Source organism: Pseudorhodobacter antarcticus, assembly GCF_900110135.1.
Taxonomy (GTDB): domain Bacteria; phylum Pseudomonadota; class Alphaproteobacteria; order Rhodobacterales; family Rhodobacteraceae; genus Pseudorhodobacter; species Pseudorhodobacter antarcticus.
Map to the genome: position 1 here is coordinate 102362 of NZ_FOCO01000009.1, position 16225 is coordinate 118586.

Here is a 16225-nt window from a genome sequence, read left to right on the forward strand (position 1 = left end):
TCCCCCAAAGGTCGGGAGAAACCAAATGATCCAGATGCAGACCAACCTGGATGTTGCTGACAACAGCGGCGCGCGCCGTGTACAGTGCATCAAGGTTTTGGGCGGTTCGCACCGTCGGTATGCTTCGGTTGGCGACATTATTGTAGTGTCGGTAAAAGAAGCCATTCCGCGCGGTCGCGTGAAGAAGGGTGACGTGCGCAAAGCCGTCGTTGTTCGTACCGCCAAAGAAGTCCGTCGCGAAGACGGCACCGCCATTCGTTTTGATCGCAACGCTGCTGTCATTCTGAACAACGCGGGCGAGCCTGTTGGCACGCGTATTTTTGGGCCAGTGGTCCGCGAATTGCGCGCAAAAAACTTCATGAAAATCATTTCGCTCGCACCGGAGGTGCTGTGATATGGCTGCTAAATTGAAAAAAGGCGATAAAGTCGTCGTGCTGACTGGCAAAGACAAGGGTAAAGAGGGCGAAATCTCGTCCGTGAACCCTGATGCTGGCAAGGCAATCGTGGATGGCATCAACATGGCCATCCGTCACACCAAGCAAAGCCAGGGCACACAGGGAGGGCGCATCTCGAAAGCGATGCCGATCCAACTGTCGAACCTGTCGCTGATTGATACCAATGGTAAGGCCACCCGCGTTGGCTTCCGCATGGAAGACGACAAAAAGGTGCGTTTCGCCAAGACCACGGGGGATGTTATCTGATGCTGGACCAAGCAACATACACCCCGCGTTTGAAGGGCGTTTTCAAGGACACCATCCGTGCGGCCTTGAAAGAAGAATTCGGTTACAAGAACGACATGCAGATCCCGCGTCTGGACAAGATCGTGATCAACATGGGCGTTGGCGAAGCTGTCAAGGACACCAAAAAAGTGAAAAAGGCAGCAGACGAGCTGACCCTGATCGCTGGCCAAAAGGCTGTCATCACCCACGCCAAGAAATCCATCGCGGGTTTTCGAGTGCGCGAAGAGATGCCGCTTGGCTGCAAGGTGACTTTGCGCGGCGACAAGATGTACGAATTTTTGGACCGTCTGATCACCATCGCATTGCCGCGCGTGCGCGACTTTCGGGGTGTGAAGCCGACATCGTTTGATGGCCGTGGCAACTATGCCATGGGTCTGAAAGAACAGCTCGTGTTCCCAGAGATCAACTTCGACCAAGTCGATGAAGTCTTGGGTATGGACATCATCATCTGCACCACCGCGAAAACAGACGCGGAAGCGAAGGCACTGTTGAAGAATTTCAACATGCCCTTCACGTCGTAAGCGGGAGGAATAGAGATATGGCTAAAAAATCCATGGTAAACCGCGAAGTGAAGCGCGCAAAATTGGTGGCACGCGATGCTGCCAAGCGTGCTGCACTGAAAACGGTGATCAAGAACCAAGAGCTGCCGATGGAAGAGCGCTTTAAGGCGACCATCAAATTGGCAGAACTTCCCCGCAATGGCTCGGCCGTGCGTTTGCACAATCGTTGCCAGCTGACGGGTCGCCCGCATGCGTATTACCGCAAGCTTAAACTTTCGCGCATCATGCTGCGTGATTTGGCCTCGTTTGGCCAGATCCCCGGCATGGTCAAATCCAGCTGGTAAGGAGATCGAACGATGATGATGAATGATCCTATCGGCGATATGCTGACACGAATCCGCAATGCGCAGATGCGTGGCAAATCGACCGTTAAAACACCAGCGTCCAAATTGCGCGCTTGGGTTTTGGATGTGCTGGCCTCCGAAGGCTACATCCGTGGTTATGAAAAAGCTGAGACCGCAGACGGTCAGGGCGAAATCACAATCAGCCTGAAGTATTTTGAAGGCACGCCGGTCATTCGTGACCTCAAGCGCGTCTCCAAGCCAGGCCGCCGGGTCTATATGGCGTCGAAGGATATCCCTTCGGTGCGCAATGGCCTTGGTGTTTCAATTGTCTCCACGCCTAAGGGCGTCATGTCCGATGCAGCTGCACGATCCGCCAATGTTGGCGGCGAAGTGCTCTGCACCGTGTTCTAAGGAGGGCAAGATGTCTCGTATTGGTAAAAAACCGGTTGACCTGCCAGCAGGCGTTTCGGCGTCGCTGTCCGGCCAGACCATCGAAGTGAAGGGGCCGAAAGGCACCCGCACTTTTGCTGCAACGGATGATGTGACGATCACGATTGACGGCAATGTTGTGACGGTAAAACCGCGCGGCCTGTCCAAGCGTGCCCGTTCGCAGTGGGGCATGACCCGCAACCAGATCGAAAATCTGGTGACTGGCGTGACCACTGGCTTCAAAAAAGAGTTGGAAATTCAGGGTGTTGGTTATCGTGCTGCGATCACCGGCAACATCTTGAAACTGTCTCTGGGCTACAGCCATGATGTGAACTTTGAGGTTCCTGACGGCGTAACCGTTGTGGTTCCAAAGCAGACCGAAATCATTGTGGAAGGCATTGACCAGCAAGTTGTTGGCCAAGTCGCTGCGAACATCCGCGAATGGCGCAAGCCTGAGCCCTACAAGGGCAAAGGCATCCGTTATAAGGGTGAATTCGTATTCCGCAAAGAAGGCAAGAAGAAGTAAGGGGCGTAAAAATGGCGAACACAAAACGCGAGTTGTTCCTCAAGCGCCGCTTGCGCACACGGAACAAAATCAAGGCGATGGCAAATGGGCGCGCGCGTCTGTCTGTCCATCGTTCTAGCAAGAATATCAGCGTCCAGCTGATCGACGACCTCAACGGTGTGACTTTGGCCGCCGCTTCTACCCTCGAAAAGGGTTTGGGCTTTGTGGGCAAAAACAACATCGAAGCGGCGACGAAAGTTGGTGCGACGATTGCCGAGCGGGCTAAAAAGGCTGGGGTCGAAGATGTTTACTTCGACCGTGGTGGTTTCCTTTTTCACGGTAAGATCAAGGCTTTGGCCGACGCTGCCCGTGAAGGTGGCCTGAAGTTCTGATACCAGCGGGTGGCGTTCGCGCCACCCCGATGATCCGGGGGCCTTGCCCACTAGGATTGGTTCATTTGGCGCGAACCCCGCGCATGATACGAGGAATGCCTAATGGCAAGAGAAGATAACCGTCGGGACAATCGCGGTGGCCGCGAAGAAACCCCGGAGTTTGCAGATCGTTTGGTTGCGATCAACCGTGTTTCCAAAACCGTAAAAGGTGGTAAGCGCTTTGGTTTCGCAGCCCTCGTGGTTGTGGGCGATCAGCGTGGCCGTGTCGGTTTCGGCAAAGGCAAAGCCAAAGAAGTGCCTGAGGCCATTCGCAAGGCCACCGAGCAGGCCAAGCGTCAGATGATTCGTGTGCCGTTGAAGGACAGCCGCACGCTTCACCACGACATGGAAGGCCGTCATGGCGCAGGTAAGGTGGTCATGCGGACTGCTGTTGCCGGTACAGGGATCATCGCTGGTGGTCCAATGCGTGCGGTATTTGAAATGTTGGGTTTGCAGGACGTAGTGGCGAAATCCATCGGGTCGCAGAACCCCTACAACATGATCCGCGCTACGATTGATGGCTTGAAGCAAGAAGCCAGCCCCCGTCAGGTCGCGCAGCGTCGCGGCAAGAAAGTGGCTGAGATTTTGGGCACCAAGCCTGAAGCTGCAGAAACTGTGGAGGCTTGATTATGACTGATGGCAAAAAAACAATCGTTGTGAAGCAGGTTAAATCTGCTGCACGCCGCCCTGCAATCCAGACCGCGACCCTCAAGGGTCTTGGCCTTAACAAAATGAACCGCACCCGCGAATTGGAAGATACTCCTTCCGTGCGCGGCATGGTCAACAAGATCTCGCATCTTGTTGAGATCATCGAAGAGCGTGGTTGAAGTGGCGGTGCGTTGAAACGCACGCTACGTTAGATGAGAGCGCCCTGCGGGAAACCGTGGGGCGTTTTGGTTTTGCTTTCTCATTTCCTTTTCCAACTCAAAGAGAATAAAGTTGCAAGCCCAATGCGTAGTTTGTTGAACGACCAAACGATTCATTCCGGAGCACGAAACTACGGGCAATCGAATTAGCCTTGTTTCGTAGTAACGTAATGCTCCGCCATCATGTGCGTGATGATCGTCTAACCAATCTACCGCGTCAGAGAGTTTTGGGATGGCCTGGCCTATATCATAGTTGCTGGGCGTTTGGTCTGCGAATGCCCCGTGGGTGTTCGCAAGGTATAGTTCCCGATCATCACGGAGTTGAACTTTCCAATGACCTTTTACAGTTTTTTCGGTGCGGCTATTAGAAGTTTTGATTTAACATGGCCTTTAGCGCGACTGTATGGCCCACGCAGGTTGTGTCCATTGGCCCGAACATCTTCCTGCGACTTCCCTTGCCAAAGAGAAATAGCCTTTAGCGTCAATTCTAGGGAGTGCGCCAAGAGTACAAGTTGGGGCGCATGAAGTGAGAGCGGCTCTTGCTTTGATCTCCTTTTTTCAAGCAATTCGGCGCTTTGCAAAAAATCTTTAGCAAGGTTAAGATGCGCTGGTACCAAATTGCCCCAGTGTTCAGGGGGGTTCATTTCATGCTCTTTCCTCGATTAAGTTCGATTAGACTTGAAACAAGACGGTATTGCAAATACATGCCGCGAGTGGTCCTTCCGGCTCGCAAAGAATCAAGAAACGCCGCGTTTGGCCGCTCCCGTCGCTGGGGGTCACATCCGGCAATAGGAGAAGCGACATGAAACTGAATGAACTTTCCGACAACGCCGGTGCGGCGAAAAAGCAAAAGCGCAAAGCGCGTGGTCCGGGTTCGGGCAAGGGTAAAACTGCTGGCCGTGGTATCAAGGGCCAGAAATCGCGTTCGGGTGTCTCGATTGGCGGCTACGAAGGCGGCCAGATGCCTCTTTATCGTCGTTTGCCAAAGCGCGGCTTTACCAAGCCGAACCAAAAGCATTACGCCGTTGTGAACCTGGGCCTGATCCAAAAGTTCATCGACGCCGGCAAGTTGGACATCAAAGCCGACATCACCGAAGATGCGATCATCGCCGCTGGTCTGACCAAGGGCAAGCTGGACGGTATCCGCGTCTTGTCCAAGGGTGCGCTGACCTCCAAGGTCACTTTGATCGTCACGGGCGCATCTGCATCCGCGATTGAAGCGGTGGCGCAGTTGGGTGGCAGCCTCACGGTTGCGGCACCACACGCGGCTGCGGCTGAATAAGAGGTTGTGAGCCGCGCCAAAGCGGCTTACATCCCTATAAGTTTTCTCGCGCCGCCGACCGGAAAACGGTTTGGCGGCGCTTCCTTTAGCGCCTGCGGAGAAATTTAACCATGGCTTCAGCTGCGGAACAAATGGCGGCCAATCTGAGCTGGGGGGCGCTGGGTAAGGCGACCGACCTGCGCCAACGGATCTTTTTCACCATCGGCTTGCTGATCGTGTACCGCGTCGGGACATATATCCCTGTGCCGGGCATTGATGGCACAGCACTGCGTGAATTTATGGCCGATCTGTCCACCGGCATCGGTGGCATGCTGAACATGTTCACCGGGGGCGCAATTTCCCGGATGGGGATTTTTGCGCTTGGGATCATGCCCTATATCTCCGCGTCGATCATTGTGCAGCTGATGACGGCCATGGTGCCGAAATTGGAGCAGTTGAAAAAGGAAGGCCAGCAGGGCCAAAAGAAAATCAACCAATACACGCGCTATGGCACTGTGGTTTTGGCGACGTTTCAGGCTTACGGCATCGCGGTCAGTCTGCAAAGTGGCGGGTTGGTGACGACGCCGGGTTGGTTCTTTATCGGCGCTTGCGTGATCACGCTTGTGGGCGGCACCATGTTCCTGATGTGGCTGGGTGAACAGATCACTGCGCGCGGCATCGGCAACGGCATTTCGTTGATCATATTCGTCGGCATTGTGGCCGAAATTCCCGCCGCATTGGCTCAGTTCTTTAGCCAGGGCCGTTCGGGCGCTTTGTCACCTGCGGTGATCATCGGCGTGATCATCATGGTGATTGTCGTGATCGCCTTTGTGGTGTTCATGGAACGCGCCCTGCGCAAGATCCATATCCAATATCCCCGCCGCCAAGTCGGCATGAAGGTTTATGACGGTGGCTCCAGCCATTTGCCCGTCAAGGTCAACCCCGCTGGCGTGATCCCCGCGATCTTTGCCTCCTCGTTGCTCTTGTTGCCCGTTACGGTTTCGACATTCTCGGGCGCGCAAACGGGACCGATCATGTCAACAATTCTGGCCTATTTCGGCCCCGGGCAGCCGCTGTATCTGTTGTTTTTTGTTGGGATGATTGTGTTCTTTGCCTATTTCTACACTGCGAACGTGGCATTCAAGGTAGAGGATGTAGCCGATAACCTGAAAAATCAGAACGGCTTTGTGCCCGGCATTCGTCCTGGCAAAAAGACCGAGGAATATCTGGAATATGTGGTTAACCGCGTGTTGGTTTTGGGCTCTGGCTATTTGGCCTTGGTTTGCCTGTTGCCGGAAATCCTGCGCCACCAGTTGGGAATCCCCTTCTATTTTGGTGGTACGTCGGTGCTGATCGTGGTTTCGGTCACGATGGACACGATCAACCAAGTGCAATCGCATTTGTTGGCTCATCAGTATGAAGGGCTGATTGAGAAATCGAATCTTCGGGGCAAAAAGCGCGGCAAGCCCGCACCTGCGCGCCGCTAAGGGGGGATCATGGCGAATATCATTTTACTGGGACCACCCGGCGCAGGAAAAGGCACACAAGCAAAGCGGTTGGTGGAGGGACGCGCCATGGTGCAGCTTTCCACCGGCGATATGCTGCGCGAGGCGAAAACCTCCGGCTCTGAAATGGGCCGGATGGTGGCGGGCGTGATGGCGCGGGGGCAGTTGGTCACGGATGAGATCGTAATCGGCCTGATCCGCGAAAAACTGTCAAGCGATGCAGGCGGCGGGTTCATCTTTGACGGCTTCCCCCGCACGCTGGGCCAAGCAGATGCTTTGGGCGCGTTGATGGCCGATATGGGCATGCGCCTTGATGCGGTCATTGAAATGCAGGTGGATGACGCCGCATTGGTTGCGCGGATCACGGGGCGTTACACTTGCGGTGGCTGTGGTGCGGTCTATCACGACAAGACACATCCGACCGAGGTGGGCGGGGTGTGTGACGATTGCGGATCGGACAAGATGATGCGCCGCGTCGATGATACTGCCGAGGCGCTGCGCACGCGTCTGATGGAATATTACAAAAAGACCTCGCCGCTGATTGGGTATTACTATGCCAAAGGGGCGTTGTCTGTGGTGGACGGGCTTGCCGAAATGGATGTGGTTGCGGCAGAAATTGCTGCGGTGCTGGACCATAGCGAATAAAGCGCCTGCGCCCTTGACGGGCAGGTTAAAACCCCATATTGCACGGCGTCCCGCATGGGAATCGTTCTGCATTTTGGGTTTCTGAAACGTGAACGAAAACATCAAAGGCGGAGACGCCGTCTTTGGGTTGTGAAAAAAGGTTCTGGCACAACGGAACCGCAACGAAAGGAAGCGCGCGTGGCTCGTATTGCTGGCGTAAACATTCCGACGGGGAAACGTGTCCCCATCGCATTGACCTATATCACTGGGATTGGTTCCCACACCGCTGAGTTGATCTGTGAGGCTGTCGGCATCGACCGGGCCCGCCGCGTGAACGAGCTTTCGGATGCCGAAGTGCTTGCGATCCGCGAACATATTGACGCAAACTTCACCGTTGAAGGCGATCTGCGTCGTGAAACATCCATGAACATCAAGCGTTTGATGGATTTGGGTTGCTATCGTGGCCTGCGTCACCGTCGCGGTCTGCCAGTGCGCGGTCAGCGCACGCACACCAACGCTCGTACCCGCAAAGGCCCCGCAAAGGCCATTGCTGGCAAGAAGAAATAAGGGGGCGTTGAGATATGGCACGCGATAAGACTCGTATGAAGAAAAAGGAACGCAAAAACATCGCCGCTGGCGTTGCGCATGTGAATTCCTCGTTCAACAACACCAAAATCCTGATTTCTGACGTTCAGGGCAACGCAATTTCATGGTCCTCCTCGGGCACCATGGGCTTTAAGGGTTCGCGCAAATCGACCCCTTATGCAGCCCAGATGGCAGCCGAAGATGCCGCGCGCAAAGCACAAGAACACGGCGTGAAAACGCTGGAAGTCGAAGTGCAGGGCCCCGGTTCGGGCCGTGAATCCGCATTGCGCGCGTTGGCTGCTGCTGGTTTGAACATCACCTCTATCCGTGATGTGACCCCAATGGCGCATAACGGTTGCCGCCCACCAAAGCGCCGCCGCGTTTAAAATTATTCTTTCCAGCCGGGCCGCGCGCGTTTTGCGCATGGCCCGGTTTTGGGTATTTCTACATCCTCGGGCGTCGACTGCTTAGGGACATGAGCAGAAGACTAGTATGGAGGCTACACGCATGATCCACAAAAATTGGGCCGAGCTGATCAAACCGACGCAGCTGGTGGTTCACCCCGGCCCGGACGCACAGCGCACCGCAACCGTGATTGCAGAACCGCTGGAGCGTGGCTTTGGCCTGACGCTCGGCAACGCGCTGCGCCGCGTTTTGATGTCGTCGCTGCAGGGCGGGGCCATCACTGCGGTGCAGATCGACAATGTATTGCACGAATTTTCTAGCGTTTCTGGTGTGCGTGAAGACGTCACCGACATCGTGTTGAACCTGAAAGGCGTCAGCCTGCGGATGGAAGTTGAAGGGCCAAAGCGCTTGTCGATTTCTGCCAAAGGACCGGGCGTTGTGACCGCTGGCGACATCTCCGAATCCTCCGGGATTGAGGTTTTGAACAAGGACCATGTGATCTGTCACCTTGATGATGGCGCAGACGTGTTCATGGAACTGACCGTAAACACCGGCAAAGGCTATGTCTCTGCTGACAAAAACCGCCCCGAAGATGCGCCGATCGGTTTGATTCCGATTGATGCGATCTATTCGCCAGTGAAAAAAGTCAGCTATGAAGTGCAGCCAACCCGTGAGGGGCAGGTTCTGGATTATGACAAGCTGACCATGAAAATCGAAACCGATGGTTCGTTGACGCCAGATGACGCCGTGGCCTATGCCGCGCGTATTTTGCAAGACCAGCTGTCGATCTTTGTGAACTTTGATGAGCCGGAATCGGCGACACGTTCGGACGTAGATGACGGGCTGGAATTCAACCCGCTGCTGCTGAAGAAGGTCGACGAGTTGGAATTGTCGGTGCGTTCGGCAAACTGCCTGAAGAACGACAATATCGTTTACATCGGCGATTTGATCCAGAAAACCGAAGCCGAAATGCTGCGCACACCAAACTTTGGTCGCAAGTCCTTGAACGAAATCAAGGAAGTGCTGTCGGGTATGGGCTTACATTTGGGGATGGACGTCGAAGATTGGCCGCCAGAAAACATCGAAGATTTGGCTAAGCGGTTCGAAGACCAGTTCTAAGACTTAGGGGGGCAGCAATGCCCCCCGAAATGCCCGGATCTGCCGGGGAAGATATGGGCAAAACGCCCCAAGGTGAGCGGCCCAATCGTAGGGCTGCCGGACAAAGCAAAACGCGACTTTAGGAGATATAAAATGCGTCACGCCCGTGGTTACCGCCGTCTAAACCGTACACATGAACACCGCAAAGCGCTGTTTGCCAACATGTGCGGCTCGCTTATTGAACATGAGCAGATCAAGACCACTTTGCCAAAAGCAAAAGAATTGCGTCCGATCATCGAAAAGCTGATCACACTGGCAAAGCGCGGCGATTTGCACGCCCGCCGTCAGGCTGCGGCGCAGTTGAAGCAGGACCAGTATGTGGCCCGCCTGTTCGAAATTCTTGGTCCCCGCTATAAAGAGCGTCAGGGCGGTTACGTCCGCGTGTTGAAGGCTGGTTTCCGTTATGGTGACATGGCGCCAATGGCGATCATCGAATTTGTGGACCGCGATCCGAACGCAAAAGGCGCCGCCGACAAGGCCCGCGTCGCAGCATTCGAAGTCGCTGACGAATAATCCCAATTTTTCTTTGTAATTTCAAAGGCCCGCTGTCACAGGCGGGCCTTTTCCATGCGCCCCTCCGTGTGAATGTGGCAAAAATATGTCCCCTAGTTAATGGAATCTTAACAAAGGTGCTGGAATAGGGGAAGAGGTATATTTAGAGTTGAGTAGATTCTAAAAGGGCTCTGTTAAAGTTGATGTCAGTAGAAAAGCGGTTGGGTGAATTGTACAAAGAATTGGATCATTTGGCACCCGAAGGCTATGCAGTTGGGCTGCATATTCGATTCGCATCACCTTTGATTTATCACAGCTGCTACCCGTCTGATTGGGTGGCTTACTACAACGCAAATTCATACTACCTGCGCGATCCGCTTGTTTTTTGGGGCATAGGAACCGCAGGAACGGCCCGGTGGAGCGAGATTCCGCTGCCTGACCCGTTCAATGTGCTGAAAAAAGCTGCGGCGCATGGGATGAACTTCGGGGTTGTGTCGTCTTACGGGCCCATAACCTCACGTTCGATGGCTGGGATTTGCCGGTCTGATCGTGAGTTTTCAGATGAAGAGATGGCACGTTTGGCTGAAATTACAGCCCGTTTGCACATAGAGGCAAAGCCGTCCTCTGAACTGACAAAAGCACAGATAGAGGCGTTGCAATGCATCGCCGATGGGGACCGTCACACTGCTGCCGCCGCTAAACTTGGGATTTCGGAAAGTGCCTTTAAGGCGCGCTTAACATCTGCGCGATTGCGCCTTGAGGCACGAACCACGTCCGAGGCGTTGCGCATAGCGCGAGAGTACCGATTGCTTTAAGAGTGTAGGACGCCCCCTCTGACCGGTTCTAAACCCCAGAAGGAGCACTAAAATGGAAGTTACTACACTCTCTTACGAGAATCTTCATAACCATGGTGAATTGTTCGCGAATATGTTTCGCGCGCGGCATCGGTCGTTCATCTTGCAAAACAAATGGGATTTGCCGCAAGCGAATGGCATGGAATTCGACCAGTATGATACCCCCGCAAGCCGCTGGGTGGCGGTGCATGAAGGGGGGCAGGTTTTGGCGGGTATCCGTTTGACGCCGACGACGCACCGCTGTGGGATTTATTCCTACATGATTCGTGATGCGCAGATGGGGCTTTTGGCCTCCATCCCGCCCACTTTGCTGTATGAAGATGCGCCAGTCGCAGATCATATCTGGGAAAGCAGCCGGGTGTTCGTGTCGGATTTGGTCCCGGCCAATCTGCGCCTGCGGGTCCAGTTGCAGCTGCGCCATGAAATGGTGATTGCGGCGCGCAATGTGGGTGCGACCTCGGTCTTGGGTCTTATCCCGGAAAATTCGCGCCGTTTGGGCCGCCGCGTGGGGCTGGATTGTGAACCCGCAGGCCCGATCATGGATATTGACGGCGTGGACTGCGTCTGTGTTGCCATTAACATGTCGGCAAAACTGCACTAAACATACTTAGGGGTGAGTGGTCATTGTGCTGCCGTCGACCGTGTGGGGTCGGCGGCGCCTTCAAATCCCTTCCTAACCCACCCAAGGGCGCGTAACATACCCGCCATGACCGACCTGTTTGATCAAACCCCGTTACAAACACCCACAGGCCCGCGCCCGCTGGCCGACCGCTTGCGCCCGCGCAAATTGGATCAGGTGATCGGGCAGACAGCAGTCCTTTCCCCCGACGGTCCTTTGGGCGCGATGCTGGCGGCCGGGTCGCTGTCGTCGCTCATCTTTTGGGGCCCGCCCGGGGTTGGCAAAACCACCATCGCCCGCCTTTTGGCGGATGAAACCGACCTCAGCTTCGTCCAAATCTCCGCCATTTTTACCGGCGTCCCAGACCTGCGCAAAGTGTTCGAATCCGCCAAAATCCGTCGGCAAAATGGCCAAGGCACCCTGCTGTTCGTGGATGAAATCCACCGTTTCAACAAGGCGCAGCAAGACGGTTTTTTGCCCTATATGGAGGATGGCACCATCCTTTTGGTCGGCGCCACCACCGAAAACCCCAGCTTTGAATTGAACGCTGCGCTTTTGTCGCGCTCCCAAGTGATCATCCTTCAACGTCTGTCGCTGGTCGAACTCGAACTGCTCGCGCAACGCGCCGAAATGGACCTTGGCCGCGCGCTGCCCTTAAAAGGCGAAGCGCGCGAGGCGATGCTGGAAATGGCAGATGGGGACGGGCGCGCGCTTCTCAATCTGATCGAACAGGTTGCTGCGTGGAAAACCACCGAAAGCCTGACCCGCGATCAGCTTTCCACCCGCCTGATGCGCCGCGCCGCCAAATACGACAAGTCGGGAGAGGAGCATTACAACCTTATCTCTGCCTTGCACAAATCCGTCCGTGGCTCTGACCCCGACGCAGCGCTGTATTGGTTCGCCCGCATGCTTGAAGGCGGCGAGGATCCGCGTTTCCTTGCCCGCCGCATCACCCGCATGGCCGTAGAGGATATCGGGCTTGCCGACCCGCAAGCACAAGATGTGTGCCTGCAAAGCTGGCAAACCTATGAACGTCTGGGCAGCCCCGAAGGCGAATTGGCTTTGGCGCAGGCCGTGGTCTATCTCGCGCTTGCCCCAAAATCCAACGGGGTTTATGTCGCCTATAAAGCGGCGCGGGCAGCAGCAAAACAAACCGGGTCCGAACCACCCCCCAAGCATATCCTGAACGCCCCCACCAAGCTGATGAAAGATATCGGCTATGGTGCCGATTACGCCTATGATCACAACGCCGAGGATGGGTTTTCTGGCCAAAACTACTTTCCCGACGGTATGAAGCGCCCGGTTTGGTACGCCCCCCCCGAACGTGGGTTCGAACGCGAATTGAAAAAGCGGATTGATTATTTTGCCAAACTGCGCGCCAAACGGCAGCCGTAACGCACCCACCCCTTGCAAGGTTGACAAAACCGCGTGGCGGGCACAGATAGCGCCCATGATACCAACCCTTTTCCAAGTGGCGCTTGGCGGCGCAATCGGGGCTTCGGCCCGTTTTTTGACCAATGCAGCGGTGATGCGCTGGATCGGGCCGGGGTTTCCCTATGGCACGATGCTGGTCAACGTGGCCGGGTCATTCCTGGTGGGTGTGCTGGTCGTCGTCTTGGCGTATAAAAGTGGCACACGGTTTGCGCCCTTTCTGATGACGGGCGTTTTGGGCGGCTTCACCACGTTTTCCGCCTTTTCGCTTGATGCGCTCACGCTGTGGGAACGCGGGCAGGGGGCGCTGGCCGGGGCTTACGTTATCGGGTCCGTGGTGGCATCCATCGCCGCACTTGTGGCAGGGGTTTTGACAATGCGGGGGGTACTGGCATGAACACGGTAAAATTGATGACGGTGTCGGTGGATGAAGGCGAACAGCGGCTGGACCGTTGGTTCAAACGCCGCTTTCCCCACATCACCCAAGGCAATGTCGAAAAGATGTGCCGCACGGGCCAAGTCCGCGTCGATGGCGGCCGCGCCAAGGCGTCCGACCGCGTGGCCCCCGGCATGGAAATTCGTATCCCGCCGTTGCCCACCGGCGATGCGCCCTCGCGCCCTGCTGCGGGCGGTGTGTCGCCTGCCGATGAAAAAATGATCCAGAACGCAGTGATTTTCCGCGATGAACATCTGATCATCATCAACAAACCGCCGGGTCTGCCCAGCCAAGGCGGGTCGGGGCAGGGCGATCGGCATGTTGACGGTCTGACCGAGGCGTTGAAGTTTGGCTACAAGGACCGCCCCAAACTGGTGCATCGTTTGGACAAAGACACCTCTGGCCTGTTGATGTTGGCCCGCACCGACCGCGTGGCAAGGGCGCTGTCCGAGGCGCTGCGCCACCGCAACACCCGCAAGATTTATTGGGCCGCCGTTGCAGGCGTGCCAAACCCGCGCAAAGGCTCCATCAAATACGGGTTGATGAAAGCCGGCGGGCGCGGTCAGCGCGGCGAAGGCGAAAAGATGATCTGCATCCATCCCGCCAAAATGGCCGATTATCCCGATGCAAAACGCGCCCATACCGACTTTTTTGTGCTGTGGTTCTTGGGCAGTCGCCTGTCTTGGATGGCGCTGGAACCCGTCACGGGCCGCACTCACCAATTGCGCGCGCATATGGCCGAACTCGGTTTCCCTATCCTTGGCGATGGCAAATACGGTGGGTCTGGCGCGGACAACCAAGGCGACGGTTGGGGCGCGTCCATCGGCGGCGAGATTAGCCGCAAACTGCATCTGCACGCGCGGTCCCTGACCATCGAACACCCGATTACCAAGAAAATGATGACGTTCCTCGCGCCTTTGCCCGACCATATGGCGCGCACTTGGAAGGCGTTGGATTGGGGTATCAATGACGTGCCTGCCGACCCATTCGGGGATAATGCATGAGCGGTTGGGCCGCCAAACGGTTCTGGACGCAAGCAACCGTGGTTCCCGCTGATCAAGGGTTCACGGTTTCGCTTGACGGGCGCGCCCTGAAAACTCCCGCCAAAACCTCGTTCTGGGTGCCTTCACAGGGCTTGGCCGATGCTGTGGCACAGGAATGGCAGGCGCAGGATGGCAAAATCCGTCCCGAAACCATGCCTTTCACCCGTACCGCCAACTCGGCACTGGATAAGGTGACGCCGCAATTTGCCGCCGTGGCGGATATGCTGGCAGGTTATGGCGGGTCAGATTTGCTGTGCTACCGCGCCGCCGCCCCCCAAGAACTGGTGGCCCGCCAAGCCCATGCTTGGGACCCGCTTTTGGCATGGGCTGCGGCCACCTATGACGCGCCTCTGACTGTCACGATCGGCCTGATGCCCATTGACCAGCCCGATGCGCCCAAGGCCGCCCTTGCGCGTGCCGTCCACGCCCTGACCCCGTTTCAATTGGCCGCGTTTCACGACCTTGTGGCGATCACTGGGTCCTTGGTGCTGGCCCTTGCCATTGCGCATGGGCATTTGACCCCGGACGCCGGGTTCGATCTGTCGCGCACGGACGAGCAGTGGCAAATTGATCTGTGGGGCCCGGACGACGAAGCCGCCGAATCCGAAGGCCACAAACGCGTCAGCGTGGCACATGCTGCGCGATTCTTTACATTGTGTGGGTAACAATCTTGCCCAAATACTCGGCAAACATGCGTGATATTGCAGCAATTGGCCTGTAAACCTTTAAAAACACACAATCTTTCATTTGACCAAGGGTTCTGCTTGACCTTTCAAAGCGGTTCGGAGGAAAGTAGCTGAGACTGTGGGGGCATGCCCTCAATCAGTTTCGTCCCGGTTTCGGGGCAAGGGAGCAATAAATCCACCTGAAATTGGGTGGGAAATTAGGAAGAGGTAATCCATGAAGAAAACCGTATTCATCGGCGCAATGACCGCTGCCGCGACACTCGTCGCTGGCGCTGCATCCGCGTCCGTATTGGATGAAGTAAAGGCTCGTGGCGAATTGAACTGTGGCGTGTCCACAGGCGTCAACGGCTTCTCGGCACCGGATTCGGCTGGCGAATGGCAGGGCTTTGACGTGGCGGTGTGCCGCGCTGTTGCCGCTGCCGTTTTGGGCGATCCCAAAAAGGTAAAGTTTGTCACCACCACAGGCCAGACCCGCTTCACCGCGCTGTCCTCGGGCGAAATCGACATGCTGGCCCGTAACACCACGTGGACATTCAGCCGCGACACAGATCTGAAATTCACCTTTGCTGGCGTGAACTATTACGACGGTCAGGGCTTCATGATCAATAAATCGATGGGCGTATCGTCGGTTAAGGAATTGGACGGTGCAACCGTTTGCATCCAAACCGGCACCACGACAGAATTGAACTTGGCCGACTATTTCAAAGCCAACAACATGAAATATGAGCCGGTTCCAATCGAAACCAACGCCGAAGCACAACAGCAGTACCTTGCTGGCGCTTGCGATGTGTACACCACCGACGCATCCGGCCTTGCAGCAACCCGCGCAACATTTGCGGATCCAGAAAACCACATCTTGCTGCCCGAAATCATCTCGAAAGAACCATTGGGGCCATTGGTCGCACATGGCGATGACCAATGGGCAGATATCGTGCGCTGGACTATGAACGCATTGGTCGCTGCCGAAGAATTGGGCATCACATCTGCGAACATCGAAGAGCTGTCCAAAGGCACAGAAAACCCAGAAATCAATCGTATGCTTGGGTCGTCCGACGACGATCTGGGCGGTATGATCGGTCTGGAAAAAACCTGGGCCAAGCAGGCGATTATGGCTGGTGGTAACTACGGCGAAATCTTTGCCACAAACATCGGCGAATCCACACCAATCGGTCTGGCACGCGGCTTGAACGCGCTGTGGACCCAAGGTGGCTTGCAGTACGCACCGCCCTTCCGGTAAGGCGCGGCTTGAAAAGGGCGCACATCAGTGCGCCCTTTTTTAACAATCGACTTGTCTGACAGATGCAGGGGCCA

24 protein-coding genes are annotated in these 16225 nt (G+C 55.9%); 23 read left to right on the forward strand and 1 reads right to left on the reverse strand.

The features are described 5' to 3' along the window. The first annotated feature begins 25 nt into the window (after positions 1 to 25). The 9 genes from rplN to rpmD all read left to right on the forward strand — a co-directional run bounded on the left by rplN (position 26) and on the right by rpmD (position 3776). Positions 26 to 394 carry a 50S ribosomal protein L14 gene (gene rplN, locus BMY36_RS06635; RefSeq protein WP_038073566.1) on the forward strand — a complete coding sequence of 123 codons (369 nt, stop codon included), beginning with the start codon at positions 26 to 28 and terminating at the stop codon, positions 392 to 394. A gap of 1 nt (position 395) precedes the next feature. Further along, positions 396 to 701: a 50S ribosomal protein L24 gene (gene rplX, locus BMY36_RS06640; protein WP_050521178.1), complete on the forward strand. Its 306-nt coding sequence runs from the start codon at positions 396 to 398 to the stop codon at positions 699 to 701. Next, positions 701 to 1261, forward strand: a complete 561-nt coding sequence (gene rplE, locus BMY36_RS06645) for a 50S ribosomal protein L5 (protein WP_050521179.1) — start codon at positions 701 to 703, stop codon at positions 1259 to 1261. The genes rplX and rplE overlap by 1 nt, the downstream gene beginning before the upstream one ends. A gap of 17 nt (positions 1262 to 1278) precedes the next feature. Next, positions 1279 to 1584, forward strand: coding sequence for a 30S ribosomal protein S14 (gene rpsN, locus BMY36_RS06650; protein WP_050521180.1), 306 nt, complete (start codon positions 1279 to 1281; stop codon positions 1582 to 1584). 12 nt (positions 1585 to 1596) lie between these two features. Then, the gene (gene rpsH / locus BMY36_RS06655) at positions 1597 to 1995 is read left to right on the forward strand and encodes a 30S ribosomal protein S8 (RefSeq protein ID WP_022705620.1); all 399 of its coding nucleotides are present in this window, start codon (positions 1597 to 1599) and stop codon (positions 1993 to 1995) included. 10 nt (positions 1996 to 2005) lie between these two features. After that, positions 2006 to 2539: a 50S ribosomal protein L6 gene (gene rplF / locus BMY36_RS06660; protein WP_050521181.1), complete on the forward strand. Its 534-nt coding sequence runs from the start codon at positions 2006 to 2008 to the stop codon at positions 2537 to 2539. An 11-nt stretch (positions 2540 to 2550) separates the two neighbouring features. Next, the gene (gene rplR / locus BMY36_RS06665; RefSeq protein WP_050521182.1) at positions 2551 to 2910 is read left to right on the forward strand and encodes a 50S ribosomal protein L18; all 360 of its coding nucleotides are present in this window, start codon (positions 2551 to 2553) and stop codon (positions 2908 to 2910) included. 102 nt (positions 2911 to 3012) lie between these two features. Further along, a complete protein-coding gene (gene rpsE / locus BMY36_RS06670) occupies positions 3013 to 3576 on the forward strand; it encodes a 30S ribosomal protein S5 (RefSeq protein ID WP_050521183.1) in 564 nt (187 codons plus the stop codon). A gap of 2 nt (positions 3577 to 3578) precedes the next feature. Then, entirely contained in the window at positions 3579 to 3776 is a 198-nt protein-coding gene (gene rpmD, locus BMY36_RS06675; RefSeq protein WP_050521184.1) for a 50S ribosomal protein L30, read from the forward strand. A gap of 380 nt (positions 3777 to 4156) precedes the next feature. On the opposite strand, the gene BMY36_RS19425 is transcribed toward rpmD, so the two are convergent. Next, a complete protein-coding gene (locus BMY36_RS19425; RefSeq protein WP_139193956.1) occupies positions 4157 to 4459 on the reverse strand; it encodes a hypothetical protein in 303 nt (100 codons plus the stop codon). Positions 4460 to 4617: 158 nt separating this feature from the next. Between BMY36_RS19425 and rplO the strand changes: the two genes are divergently transcribed. The 14 genes from rplO (at position 4618) to BMY36_RS06745 (ending at position 16151) form a co-directional block, all read left to right on the forward strand. Then, positions 4618 to 5097 (forward strand): 50S ribosomal protein L15, encoded by a 480-nt coding sequence (gene rplO / locus BMY36_RS06680; RefSeq protein WP_050521185.1) that lies wholly within the window; start codon positions 4618 to 4620, stop codon positions 5095 to 5097. Positions 5098 to 5207: 110 nt separating this feature from the next. Continuing rightward, positions 5208 to 6563, forward strand: a complete 1356-nt coding sequence (secY, locus tag BMY36_RS06685; RefSeq protein ID WP_050521186.1) for a preprotein translocase subunit SecY — start codon at positions 5208 to 5210, stop codon at positions 6561 to 6563. Positions 6564 to 6572: 9 nt separating this feature from the next. Beyond that, the gene (locus BMY36_RS06690; protein WP_050521187.1) at positions 6573 to 7226 is read left to right on the forward strand and encodes an adenylate kinase; all 654 of its coding nucleotides are present in this window, start codon (positions 6573 to 6575) and stop codon (positions 7224 to 7226) included. A gap of 177 nt (positions 7227 to 7403) precedes the next feature. Then, a complete protein-coding gene (gene rpsM, locus BMY36_RS06695; protein WP_028914100.1) occupies positions 7404 to 7772 on the forward strand; it encodes a 30S ribosomal protein S13 in 369 nt (122 codons plus the stop codon). 14 nt (positions 7773 to 7786) lie between these two features. Beyond that, entirely contained in the window at positions 7787 to 8176 is a 390-nt protein-coding gene (gene rpsK, locus BMY36_RS06700; protein WP_022704897.1) for a 30S ribosomal protein S11, read from the forward strand. Positions 8177 to 8297: 121 nt separating this feature from the next. Continuing rightward, positions 8298 to 9314: a DNA-directed RNA polymerase subunit alpha gene (locus BMY36_RS06705; protein WP_050521188.1), complete on the forward strand. Its 1017-nt coding sequence runs from the start codon at positions 8298 to 8300 to the stop codon at positions 9312 to 9314. A gap of 132 nt (positions 9315 to 9446) precedes the next feature. Beyond that, entirely contained in the window at positions 9447 to 9866 is a 420-nt protein-coding gene (rplQ, locus tag BMY36_RS06710) for a 50S ribosomal protein L17 (protein WP_050521189.1), read from the forward strand. A gap of 182 nt (positions 9867 to 10048) precedes the next feature. After that, a complete protein-coding gene (locus BMY36_RS06715) occupies positions 10049 to 10660 on the forward strand; it encodes an autoinducer binding domain-containing protein (RefSeq protein WP_050521190.1) in 612 nt (203 codons plus the stop codon). A gap of 52 nt (positions 10661 to 10712) precedes the next feature. Beyond that, positions 10713 to 11300 carry an acyl-homoserine-lactone synthase gene (locus BMY36_RS06720; protein WP_050521191.1) on the forward strand — a complete coding sequence of 196 codons (588 nt, stop codon included), beginning with the start codon at positions 10713 to 10715 and terminating at the stop codon, positions 11298 to 11300. Positions 11301 to 11405: 105 nt separating this feature from the next. Beyond that, positions 11406 to 12713, forward strand: a complete 1308-nt coding sequence (locus BMY36_RS06725; protein ID WP_050521192.1) for a replication-associated recombination protein A — start codon at positions 11406 to 11408, stop codon at positions 12711 to 12713. A gap of 55 nt (positions 12714 to 12768) precedes the next feature. Continuing rightward, entirely contained in the window at positions 12769 to 13146 is a 378-nt protein-coding gene (gene crcB, locus BMY36_RS06730) for a fluoride efflux transporter CrcB (protein ID WP_050521193.1), read from the forward strand. Next, positions 13143 to 14189, forward strand: coding sequence for an RluA family pseudouridine synthase (locus BMY36_RS06735; RefSeq protein WP_050521194.1), 1047 nt, complete (start codon positions 13143 to 13145; stop codon positions 14187 to 14189). The genes crcB and BMY36_RS06735 overlap by 4 nt, the downstream gene beginning before the upstream one ends. Next, a complete protein-coding gene (locus BMY36_RS06740) occupies positions 14186 to 14893 on the forward strand; it encodes an ATP12 family chaperone protein (protein ID WP_050521195.1) in 708 nt (235 codons plus the stop codon). The genes BMY36_RS06735 and BMY36_RS06740 overlap by 4 nt, the downstream gene beginning before the upstream one ends. Positions 14894 to 15128: 235 nt before the next feature. Further along, positions 15129 to 16151: an amino acid ABC transporter substrate-binding protein gene (locus BMY36_RS06745; RefSeq protein WP_050521196.1), complete on the forward strand. Its 1023-nt coding sequence runs from the start codon at positions 15129 to 15131 to the stop codon at positions 16149 to 16151. Positions 16152 to 16225: the final 74 nt, after the last annotated feature.

Bases quoted from the DNA above. Each gene is read 5' to 3' on its own strand.
- rplN (WP_038073566.1), top strand. From the start codon at position 26: ATGATCCAGATGCAGACCAACCTGGATGTTGCTGACAACAGCGGCGCG.
- rplX (WP_050521178.1), top strand. From the start codon at position 396: ATGGCTGCTAAATTGAAAAAAGGCGATAAAGTCGTCGTGCTGACTGGC.
- rplE (WP_050521179.1), top strand. From the start codon at position 701: ATGCTGGACCAAGCAACATACACCCCGCGTTTGAAGGGCGTTTTCAAG.
- rpsN (WP_050521180.1), top strand. From the start codon at position 1,279: ATGGCTAAAAAATCCATGGTAAACCGCGAAGTGAAGCGCGCAAAATTG.
- rpsH (WP_022705620.1), top strand. From the start codon at position 1,597: ATGATGATGAATGATCCTATCGGCGATATGCTGACACGAATCCGCAAT.
- rplF (WP_050521181.1), top strand. From the start codon at position 2,006: ATGTCTCGTATTGGTAAAAAACCGGTTGACCTGCCAGCAGGCGTTTCG.
- rplR (WP_050521182.1), top strand. From the start codon at position 2,551: ATGGCGAACACAAAACGCGAGTTGTTCCTCAAGCGCCGCTTGCGCACA.
- rpsE (WP_050521183.1), top strand. From the start codon at position 3,013: ATGGCAAGAGAAGATAACCGTCGGGACAATCGCGGTGGCCGCGAAGAA.
- rpmD (WP_050521184.1), top strand. From the start codon at position 3,579: ATGACTGATGGCAAAAAAACAATCGTTGTGAAGCAGGTTAAATCTGCT.
- BMY36_RS19425 (WP_139193956.1), bottom strand. From the start codon at position 4,459: ATGAACCCCCCTGAACACTGGGGCAATTTGGTACCAGCGCATCTTAAC.
- rplO (WP_050521185.1), top strand. From the start codon at position 4,618: ATGAAACTGAATGAACTTTCCGACAACGCCGGTGCGGCGAAAAAGCAA.
- secY (WP_050521186.1), top strand. From the start codon at position 5,208: ATGGCTTCAGCTGCGGAACAAATGGCGGCCAATCTGAGCTGGGGGGCG.
- BMY36_RS06690 (WP_050521187.1), top strand. From the start codon at position 6,573: ATGGCGAATATCATTTTACTGGGACCACCCGGCGCAGGAAAAGGCACA.
- rpsK (WP_022704897.1), top strand. From the start codon at position 7,787: ATGGCACGCGATAAGACTCGTATGAAGAAAAAGGAACGCAAAAACATC.
- BMY36_RS06705 (WP_050521188.1), top strand. From the start codon at position 8,298: ATGATCCACAAAAATTGGGCCGAGCTGATCAAACCGACGCAGCTGGTG.
- rplQ (WP_050521189.1), top strand. From the start codon at position 9,447: ATGCGTCACGCCCGTGGTTACCGCCGTCTAAACCGTACACATGAACAC.
- BMY36_RS06715 (WP_050521190.1), top strand. From the start codon at position 10,049: ATGTCAGTAGAAAAGCGGTTGGGTGAATTGTACAAAGAATTGGATCAT.
- BMY36_RS06720 (WP_050521191.1), top strand. From the start codon at position 10,713: ATGGAAGTTACTACACTCTCTTACGAGAATCTTCATAACCATGGTGAA.
- BMY36_RS06725 (WP_050521192.1), top strand. From the start codon at position 11,406: ATGACCGACCTGTTTGATCAAACCCCGTTACAAACACCCACAGGCCCG.
- crcB (WP_050521193.1), top strand. From the start codon at position 12,769: ATGATACCAACCCTTTTCCAAGTGGCGCTTGGCGGCGCAATCGGGGCT.
- BMY36_RS06735 (WP_050521194.1), top strand. From the start codon at position 13,143: ATGAACACGGTAAAATTGATGACGGTGTCGGTGGATGAAGGCGAACAG.
- BMY36_RS06740 (WP_050521195.1), top strand. From the start codon at position 14,186: ATGAGCGGTTGGGCCGCCAAACGGTTCTGGACGCAAGCAACCGTGGTT.
- BMY36_RS06745 (WP_050521196.1), top strand. From the start codon at position 15,129: ATGAAGAAAACCGTATTCATCGGCGCAATGACCGCTGCCGCGACACTC.